This is a genomic window from Halobacillus sp. BBL2006, assembly GCF_000786645.1.
Classification (GTDB): Bacteria; Bacillota; Bacilli; order Bacillales; family Halobacillaceae; genus Halobacillus.
Genome location: NZ_JRNX01000617.1, coordinates 1 through 8,837 on the forward strand (window position 1 = coordinate 1; position 8,837 = coordinate 8,837).

General features: G+C 41.4%; 10 protein-coding genes. All 10 read right to left on the reverse strand.

Annotated elements, in window-relative coordinates:
* Positions 1-2,242: preprotein translocase subunit SecA (gene secA / locus LD39_RS16985; RefSeq protein ID WP_035550354.1), on the reverse strand; the 2,242-nt coding region annotated here is incomplete at its 3' end.
* A gap of 145 nt (positions 2,243-2,387) precedes the next feature.
* Positions 2,388-2,582, reverse strand: a complete 195-nt coding sequence (locus tag LD39_RS16990; protein ID WP_035550356.1) for a hypothetical protein — start codon at positions 2,580-2,582, stop codon at positions 2,388-2,390.
* Positions 2,583-2,808: 226 nt separating this feature from the next.
* The gene (gene hpf, locus LD39_RS16995) at positions 2,809-3,369 is read right to left on the reverse strand and encodes a ribosome hibernation-promoting factor, HPF/YfiA family (protein WP_035550358.1); all 561 of its coding nucleotides are present in this window, start codon (positions 3,367-3,369) and stop codon (positions 2,809-2,811) included.
* 227 nt (positions 3,370-3,596) lie between these two features.
* Complete coding sequence (locus LD39_RS17000; RefSeq protein ID WP_035550360.1) at positions 3,597-3,980, reverse strand: hypothetical protein; 384 nt, start codon at positions 3,978-3,980, stop codon at positions 3,597-3,599.
* A gap of 12 nt (positions 3,981-3,992) precedes the next feature.
* On the reverse strand, positions 3,993-4,346 hold the full coding sequence (locus tag LD39_RS17005; protein WP_035550362.1) for a flagellar protein FliT: 354 nt from the start codon (positions 4,344-4,346) through the stop codon (positions 3,993-3,995).
* Positions 4,346-4,735 carry a flagellar export chaperone FliS gene (gene fliS, locus LD39_RS17010; RefSeq protein ID WP_035550364.1) on the reverse strand — a complete coding sequence of 130 codons (390 nt, stop codon included), beginning with the start codon at positions 4,733-4,735 and terminating at the stop codon, positions 4,346-4,348. The genes LD39_RS17005 and fliS overlap by 1 nt, the downstream gene beginning before the upstream one ends.
* 26 nt (positions 4,736-4,761) lie before the next feature.
* On the reverse strand, positions 4,762-6,303 hold the full coding sequence (locus LD39_RS17015; RefSeq protein ID WP_035550367.1) for a flagellar hook-associated protein 2: 1,542 nt from the start codon (positions 6,301-6,303) through the stop codon (positions 4,762-4,764).
* 12 nt (positions 6,304-6,315) lie between these two features.
* Positions 6,316-6,672 carry a flagellar protein FlaG gene (gene flaG / locus LD39_RS17020; protein WP_035550370.1) on the reverse strand — a complete coding sequence of 119 codons (357 nt, stop codon included), beginning with the start codon at positions 6,670-6,672 and terminating at the stop codon, positions 6,316-6,318.
* A gap of 113 nt (positions 6,673-6,785) precedes the next feature.
* Positions 6,786-7,169 (reverse strand): aspartate 1-decarboxylase, encoded by a 384-nt coding sequence (gene panD / locus LD39_RS17025; RefSeq protein ID WP_035550374.1) that lies wholly within the window; start codon positions 7,167-7,169, stop codon positions 6,786-6,788.
* Positions 7,170-7,316: 147 nt separating this feature from the next.
* The gene (locus LD39_RS17030; protein WP_035550377.1) at positions 7,317-8,681 is read right to left on the reverse strand and encodes a flagellin; all 1,365 of its coding nucleotides are present in this window, start codon (positions 8,679-8,681) and stop codon (positions 7,317-7,319) included.
* Positions 8,682-8,837 lie beyond the last annotated feature (156 nt).

An 8,837-nucleotide genomic window follows, 5' to 3' on the forward strand; every position in this document is an offset into this window, starting at 1 on the left:
GGTCGTTTTGACCGTACGCTCGCAAGTGGATCCCCTGGCGAAGCTGATCCATTTGGTCGATATGGTCCATCCATTTCTGGTCAACCGTGCGGAGCAGGATAACTTTTTCAAACTCACGCATTTGCTCTTCCGTAAGTTCTTCTTCTTTTTCATCGTAACGCATTTTCACTTTTTCAAGGATAAGTTCCTGCATCTCTTCAGGATCTTTTCCTTTCAGGTCAGCTACGGTCACGTCCCCTTCAAACAGAAGGTTCGCGCGAACGTACTCGACCAGTGCCTCAAGATCCCAGTTCTCTTCTTCTTCGTCACTCGTGTGAACTCCAACAGACTGGGCAACCGTACGTTCAATCATTTGCTCGATGATTTCACGAAGGTTATCGGAAGTTAATACGTCATAACGCTGATTGTAAATGACTTCACGCTGCTGACGAAGCACATCGTCGTAAGAAAGGATTGTTTTACGTGCATCAAAGTTGTTACCTTCTACACGTTTCTGAGCAGATTCAACAGCACGGGAAATCATCTTACTTTCGATTGGCTGAGAATCATCCATACCTAGACGGTCCATCATGCTGCGGATGTTGTCAGAAGCGAATCGACGCATCAGTTCGTCATCTGTAGCCAAATAGAACTGAGACATTCCCGGATCACCTTGACGTCCGGAACGTCCTCGAAGCTGGTTATCGATACGGCGTGATTCGTGACGCTCGGTACCGATGACCGCAAGACCACCGACTTCCTTGACGCCTTCCCCAAGTTTGATGTCGGTACCACGACCGGCCATGTTGGTCGCGATTGTAACTGCACCTTTTTGACCGGCGTTTTCGATGATTTCTGCTTCACGGAAGTGGTTCTTCGCGTTCAAGACGTTATGAGGAACGCCGGCTTTTTTCAAGTAGCGGGAAATGATTTCTGACGTTTCTACCGCTACAGTACCAACAAGAACAGGCTGTCCTTTTTCATAGCGTTCTTTAATATCCTCAACAACCGCTTTAAATTTCCCGTCCATCGTCTTATAAACAAGATCTGCCTTGTCATCACGGACGATGTCTCGGTTGGTTGGAATAACGATAACGCGCATGTTGTAGATGTTGAGGAATTCCTCTTCCTCCGTCTTCGCTGTACCTGTCATTCCAGAAAGCTTGTCATACATACGGAACAAGTTCTGGAAAGTAATAGATGCTAGCGTCATGCTTTCATTCTGGATTTCAAGACCTTCTTTGGCTTCAATCGCCTGGTGCAATCCATCGCTATAGCGACGTCCTTTCATTAGACGACCGGTGAACTGGTCGACAATAACGACTTCGCCTTCATCAACGACGTAATCCGTGTCGCGCTGCATCGAGGTGTGAGCTTTCAACGCCTGGTTGATATGGTGAATCAAGGAGACGTTCGATAGATCAAATAAGTTTTCGATCTTGAAAAAGCGTTCAGCTTTGTTGATACCTTCTTCAGTCAGCTGCACGTTTTTCGTTTTCTCGTCGTACGTAAAGTCTTCTTCATTTTCTAGCAGACGCACGAATGCATTAGCAGATTGATAAAGATCCGCAGACTTAGAAGCCGTACCGGAAATAATCAATGGCGTACGTGCTTCATCAATCAGAATCGAGTCGACCTCATCAATGATCGCGAAGTTAAGTGGACGCTGAACCATCTGTTCCTTATACAGGACCATATTGTCACGCAGGTAATCGAAACCGAACTCATTGTTCGTACCGTACGTAATGTCAGCATTGTAAGCTTCGCGCTTCTCATCTTTGGACATTCCATTCAAATTGAGTCCAACTGTAAGTCCAAGAAATTGGTACAGCTCGCCCATTTCTGTTGCGTCACGACTAGCTAAGTAGTCGTTGACAGTGATAATGTGAACGCCTTTACCAGAAATGGCGTTTAAATAGGCCGGCATCGTGGAAGCAAGGGTTTTACCTTCCCCTGTCTTCATCTCTGCAATATTACCCTCATGGAGAGCAATCGCACCCAGCAGCTGTACGGTGAACGGGCGCATATTTAACACACGTTTAGAACCCTCACGGACAACCGCGAAGGCTTCTACTAATAAATCATCTAAGTCTTCGCCTTTTTGATGGCGTTCTTTGAATTCTTCAGTTTTTTGGCGTAGTTCATCATCTGATAGCTTTTCGTATTCAGATTCAAGAGCGTCGATTTCATCAGCAATCTTTTCTAATCGCTTCAATTGACGCGTATTTCCATCACCAAAAATTTTCTTTAAAGTTCCAAGCATTGCAACCGCTCCTCTATTGATTTCAAATCTCGGTTGAATAGTGTAATCCATCTATTATCATAACACTAAGAGAAGCTGAGATACAAAAAATTTATCAGAGCTTTTATGACAGGCTTGAGGCTGGTATTAGCGGGTTATAGGAGAATTATGTAGTGGTTTGGAGGATGGTCGGGTGTTCTCTCACAATTTGGTGCTCAACACCGTGCTGTCGTTGATCCAGCTCATAGACTCTGCGATTAGTTGAGCCAATGATATCGACAAGCTGAGCGATCGCTTCTTCTTGACGTTTGATCCTTTCATATAAGTAACTGCAATGACATGGTGGAGATGACTTTTCCATTCGTTCGCCCCCTGACAAAAACGTGTTATCTTTGTTATAACATGGTTTGTGAACCGGGACGAATGAGCAATTTTTGATTTTTGGAAGACTTAAGATAGAGAAAAAGGAAATTTTACTATGGAGAAATTATAAAATCTACTGCATCTATGTTGAAAATTGTATTCTTAGTATAGAGACCAAAAAAACACCCCTGCATCGCAGAGGTGTTCTCATTAATATTTTTTAATCAAGTTTCGATCAAGCCGTAGCGGCCATCACGACGTTTGTAAACGATGTTCGTTTCATCTGTGTTCGCATTCGTAAATACGAAGAAGTTGTGACCTAGCATATCCATTTGTAACGCAGCCTCTTCACTGTCCATAGGCTTCAGGTCAAATCGTTTCGTTTTTACAATTTCAATATCAAAATCACTTTCATCTTGCGCTTCGCGTTCTTGTTGAGCCTCACGCTCAAGCTCTGCGAATACGTGTTTCGGAGCACCCTCCTGGCGGAAACGGCGATTCACTTTCGTTTTATGCTTACGAATCTGACGTTCCAATTTATCTACCACAAGGTCGATGGCAGCGTATAAATCTGTGTTGTGTTCCTCGGCTCGAAGAAGCAAGTTCTTCATCGGAATTGTGACCTCGATTGTCTGCTCATCATTGTAGACACTTAAATTTACATGAACCTCGGATGACGGCGGAGTATCAAAGTAGCGTTCAAGTTTGCCCACCTTTTTCTCCACATATTCTTTAATAGAATCCGTCACTTCTAGGTTTTCACCGCGAATGGTGTACTGTAGCATAAGAAGTGTCCTCCTTTCATCCTTATGTGATATATATTCTATCATACCCAAGCCCTTTCCTGCATAAACTTTCAAAATATTTTGTCGATTTTGTGTCGGTAATTGTTGGAAACCTTAGTTTTATGCGGTTCTTAGAGGGGGGATGATCGATCACATCGCGATTTAATCTGTATTTCGACAATGATATAGAGGTACAAAAAACGCCACCATTTAGGTGACGCTGCTTGCTAATGGGCAATATACGGTTTGACGAACAACTGCACCTGATCCTTCCAGCCCTCGTAGGACGGAACCACTTTTTCTGCCAACAGTTCCCGCTTTTGAGCGTTCGTTTCGAGTACGAACCAATCTTTCAATGAATCAACAATTTCGGCAAACCCAGCAATGAGGGTGGCCATCTCGACTTCTTCTTCAAAGAGGACGGTCATTTGCTCGTGACTGACGGACAATTGTTCAAAGGCAAGTAGAAGATCCTCAAACACTTGCTGAGCTTCAGTAGGAGCTTCTTCTTCTATGTTTTGTTCTAAGTATTCAAACGCTTCGCTTACGGTGTGTAAGAGTTGATTGTATTCATGAAGCATATGATGCTGTTCTACGGTTAATTCTGACAAAAAAATCACCTGCTACTTTTTATGATCGAAAAACATCCCATCATAGTTCGACACACTTTGATAAGGATTGGTGTAACGTTGTTTGCTGGATTTCTGCTTTTTATTATTGCGCATGTCTTTCTTCAAATCCGTGAAGAGGAATTCAAGCTTCTGATTGATTTTCAAATCCCGCTTTTTGACTTCTTCAATCACCGCTCTTTCCTGATCCGAAGTTGGTTGCGTTAATTCTCCCATAAGCGCCTGGCGCTTATCAAGCAATACGTCCACTCGATCCAATACGTTGGCACGATTTTTTTCAGACACTGGCTGATGGATAACCTCATCGAGTTCTTTCGTCAAGGTTAAGAACTCTTGCCAAGCACTCATTACACGTTGCCGCCTTGCCCATACTGCACTTTTCTCGTTTGCAGAATGACCTGTTTCCATGTATCACGGAACTCTTCTGCCAACCCCTGTACTTCATCGAGAATGGCCGTATCGTTCTTCGTATTCGCCTCCATCAAGCGTCGATTCATGTAATCATACAAGGGTAAAATCTCCTGGCTGATCGCATAATCCTGATTCATCGTCACCATCAACTCTCGAATGATGTTCTGAGCTTTTTGGATATTTGTATTCTTCTTTTCGATCTCACTCTGTTCCATTGCTTTTCGAGCGATTTTAATGAATTTAATACAACCGTTATAAAGCATCAGGGTCAGTTCCCCAGGAGAAGCCGTTTCCACTGAGTTGTTTTGATAGGCTTGTATAGACATCTATTTAACACTTCCTTTTATAAAAATCAGCTAAAGTTTTGCATAATAAACGCAGACTGGGAGTTCATTTGTTGGATGAATTTTTCCATGGCTCCGAATTGTCGCCAGTATCGATCTTCAATATCGTTGAGGCGGCCCTCAAAATCATCCATTTCCTTACCAATGTCCTCAATCTGACGCCCCAATAAAAAGTTATTGTCGAGCGTTGTAGATTTCCCTGCTTTTTTCTCAATCGAACTAATTCCTGTACGAATGGAGTTTTCAATTCTTCGAGCAATTCCAGGCTTTTCATCTGTTCCTGAAAAAAGCTTATGGACAGATTCCGGATTATTATTTAATGCCGTCCGCAGTTCATCTTCGTTAATCAATAGCTTTCCATTATCACGGTAATTGGAAGAAGTTGTGATGCCGATTTCTGACATCATGGTAAAATCTCCGTCATTGTCTATCGGGGTGTACCAATTCGTACGCATGGTACCTAGTGTACTTTCAATCACAGAGTCATTTCTCAAAAGGCCGCTTTTCGCTTTCTCTTCCCAAAGTTCAATCTCTTTTTCTTCCATATCTTCCTTCTGCTTCTCGGTCAGAGGAGGAAAGTCCCTATATTTTCTTTCTTCTACTTTTCCATTTAAATTTTCAATGATCTTATTATACTTATCTACGAATTCAACGATTTTATCGACAGCTTGATCTACATCATTGGTCACATTCACTTTAATATTGCCGTCCGTGACCTCATTGAAGGTGAAATGAACCCCATTTAGTGTGTACTTGTTGGTGTGGCTGGTGATTTCAAGACCGTTATTGTAGGTGAACTTAGTATCTTGACCACCTTTTTCGTTCAGTTTCCATGTTCCTGAAGAGTTATCACCATTCTTGATGTCTAAAGTGTTTGCCAGGAAGCTTGCACTGCCGTTAAACCCAATTTCAGCGCCCAAAAACTCTGTTTCATCTTGATTAAAGTTCCCTGTTTCTGTTCGCTCAAGCATTACTTTATCTGCACTTTTATCATAAAAAGCACGCACGCCAAGCTCCGAGTCACTGATCTCAGATAAAATTTGATTCAAAGACTTATCTCCCGTAACTTCAAAAGAGGCTTCATTTATAGAACCGTCCTCATTATAGGTAGTGATGGAAAAGGTCTCTCCGAGAGTGATGCCGTTTTTTAAATTTCCTTGTTGCGTACTTAACGCAGCGTCAGGATCAAAGGTCGTTCCATCTTTTGTAATGGTATCTTCACTATAGTTATAGGCTGCGGTGGCCACTTGTTCAACACTAAGGGTGTAATCTCCGTTCCCTGCCGATGCACTAGCGGTAGCGGATACTGCAGAACTGGATGAGGTCACATTTTTTGAATTGAACGTACGCTCCAACTTCATGTCAAAAGCCAGGGTGTCCAATTCACTCAATTGTTTATTGACATCACGATATGCATCGCGCTGCCACGTTAACCACTCTTTGTCTTGTTCCATCTTATTTAAAGGCATCCGTTCAGCCTTCATCAAGTCATTTACTAGACTATCAATATCCATTCCAGAGGCAATGCCCCCGATTCGCATATCACTCATACTATCACCTGCTTATATTTTGTGATCGACTATAAATCCAAGAGATTCTGCAATCGACGCATAAAGGTCGAGCATTTTTCTCGGCGGAATTTCTTTTACAATTTGGTTCGTATCATTATCGACAATCGCTACAAAGTACTCTTCAAGCTTTTCATGAAACTGAAACCGTATGGACGTTTGTGCAGGTTTCAGAAACTCGTTCATGCTGTCAGCTACTTGCTTCAATTTTTCTTTATCGATAATTATTGGTTCATTCTGCTTCTCTGCTTCTATTACTTCTCCATTCTCCTGAACTGTTGATCGTGCACCGAGTTGTTCAACGTTTCTCTGCAGAAGTTGTGAGTGGGTTAAATGATTTCGAACATTCACCTTCAACAACTCCCTAATCATGTTTAATTATTCTTTATATCGGACTAACATTGAAATTTTTAAGCACAAAAAAAGTTCACCACGTTAGGGTGAACTTCTTTTGAATAATTCGATTAGTCTTCCGGCCAGTGCAATCTATGTTCTTCAATGTTTGTAATGTTGTTCTCTTCATCTACAAACACGACTTTAGGTTCTAAGCCTTCAATTTCTTCTTCTTCAAACATGCCCATGCTTAAAATTATGACAATGTCTCCAGGTGAAAAAAGGTGGGCAGGTGGTCCATTTAAACAAATCTTCCCTGAGCCTGCAGGAGCTGGCAACGCATAGGTTTTCCAGCGAGTTGCATTTTTCAAACTCGTAATTTGGACCATTTCATATGGTTTAATGTTTGATTCTTTCATTAGTTTAGAATCAATTGTAATACTGCCCACATAATCCAGATCGGCTTCGGTTACGGTAGCGCGATGAATTTTTCCTTTACACATTAATCGTTGCATTTCTTTCCTCTCTTCTCTTTTTTATGAATTGCTGAATTATTTTAATAGTAACAATTAACAAGCAGCTATTAAACTCATATGTATTTAACTGAGAGTTAACGAGAAAAAAGGACCCCGATAGATGGGGTCCTTTCAAGAATTTTGTTATTAACGTAGTAGTTGAAGTACTCCTTGTGGCATCTGGTTCGCTTTTGCAAGCATAGCTTGGGAAGCTTGAGCAAGAATAGAAGACTTCGTTTGGTTCATCATTTCTTTCGCCATGTCCACGTCTCTAATACGAGATTCAGCTGCGGTTAGATTTTCAGAAGAGGTACCAAGATTGTTGATTGTGTGATCCAAACGATTTTGAATAGCACCTAGTTTTGAACGCTCACCTGAAACATTTTTTATAGCATCATCAATTGTGGTGATTGCAGAGTCTGCACCGGTTTGATTAGTAACATCTAATCCATTTACACCAAGTGCTGTAGCCCCCATATTATTGATAGCAAGATCTGTACTTTGACCTTGATTTGAACCAATTTGGAACTTAACAGATTTGTCAATTACATTGATAGCTTTTGCATTACCATCCGCCCCATGATTAGTTAGAACTTCAAATTCAAATCCCCCAACGTTTAGATTGCCACCAGAATAGTTAGCAATTGCTGAGTTATTTACTGTTTTATCACCTGAAAGATCAATTTCTAAACCAGCTGATGTCATGTCAAATTTTACTGTACCATCACCTGTAATATTTTCAGTATTGAAGCCAAAAGTTAGGCCACCGATATCTAGTGAGGCATCATCGGCTTGACCAGTTAAAGTAGTAGTTTTTCCATCTGGACCAACCAATTCAAAATCAGCAGTTGTTCCATTATGGTTAGATACATTTAATGTATAAGATCCGTATTTTATCTCTGCCCCACCTGTTACCGAAATATTATCATTAACAGAGGCTGCAGTAACTGCGGTATCACCAGATGTATTTGTAAAAGTATCTGCCCCAGAAGCTTTTAAATCTAAAGAGTAGCTACCACTTCCTAAGTCTGCTCCAGTAGCTTGTAAACCAGAATAAACAGCAGCACCAGCACCTTGCTGCGCAACTTTACCCATATCACCGTTTAACAATTTCTTTGTGTTAAACTCTGTATCAGTGGAAATGCGATCGATTTCACTTCCTAATTGATCCATTTCTTTTTGAATTTCAGCACGATCATCGTTTGTATTAGTATCGTTAGATGATTGAACAGCAAGTTCACGCATACGCTGAAGAATAGAATGGGTTTCATTCAGTGCACCCTCAGCCGTCTGAATCAATGACACTCCATCTTGAGCATTACGAGATGCCTGATCCAAACCACGAATCTGACCACGCATTTTTTCAGAAATTGCTAGACCCGCTGCATCATCAGAAGCATTATTGATACGAAGACCTGAAGAAAGTTTTTCCATTGAGTTGGACTGAGCGTTGTTCGCCTGTCCTAGTTGACGGTAAGTGTTTAAAGCCGCGATATTGTGATTAATACGCATAAGTAAATAATCCTCCTTGATTGTTATCCCCCACGTCCTTGTGGGAGAGCAAAAGTATTTTTGCCAAAAAGAAAAGTCGGCCGACTTTCGAAATGTTTGGCTTACATTTCTTTTATCGGACGACTGGAGGAAACATTTAGTCTTTTTTATTGTTTT

Coding starts and splice junctions, on each gene's coding strand:
- LD39_RS16990 (WP_035550356.1), bottom strand. CDS start 2,582: ATGGAAAAGTCATCTCCACCATGTCATTGCAGTTACTTATATGAAAGG.
- hpf (WP_035550358.1), bottom strand. CDS start 3,369: ATGCTACAGTACACCATTCGCGGTGAAAACCTAGAAGTGACGGATTCT.
- LD39_RS17005 (WP_035550362.1), bottom strand. CDS start 4,346: ATGAGTGCTTGGCAAGAGTTCTTAACCTTGACGAAAGAACTCGATGAG.
- fliS (WP_035550364.1), bottom strand. CDS start 4,735: ATGTCTATACAAGCCTATCAAAACAACTCAGTGGAAACGGCTTCTCCT.
- LD39_RS17015 (WP_035550367.1), bottom strand. CDS start 6,303: ATGAGTGATATGCGAATCGGGGGCATTGCCTCTGGAATGGATATTGAT.
- panD (WP_035550374.1), bottom strand. CDS start 7,169: ATGCAACGATTAATGTGTAAAGGAAAAATTCATCGCGCTACCGTAACC.
- LD39_RS17030 (WP_035550377.1), bottom strand. CDS start 8,681: ATGCGTATTAATCACAATATCGCGGCTTTAAACACTTACCGTCAACTA.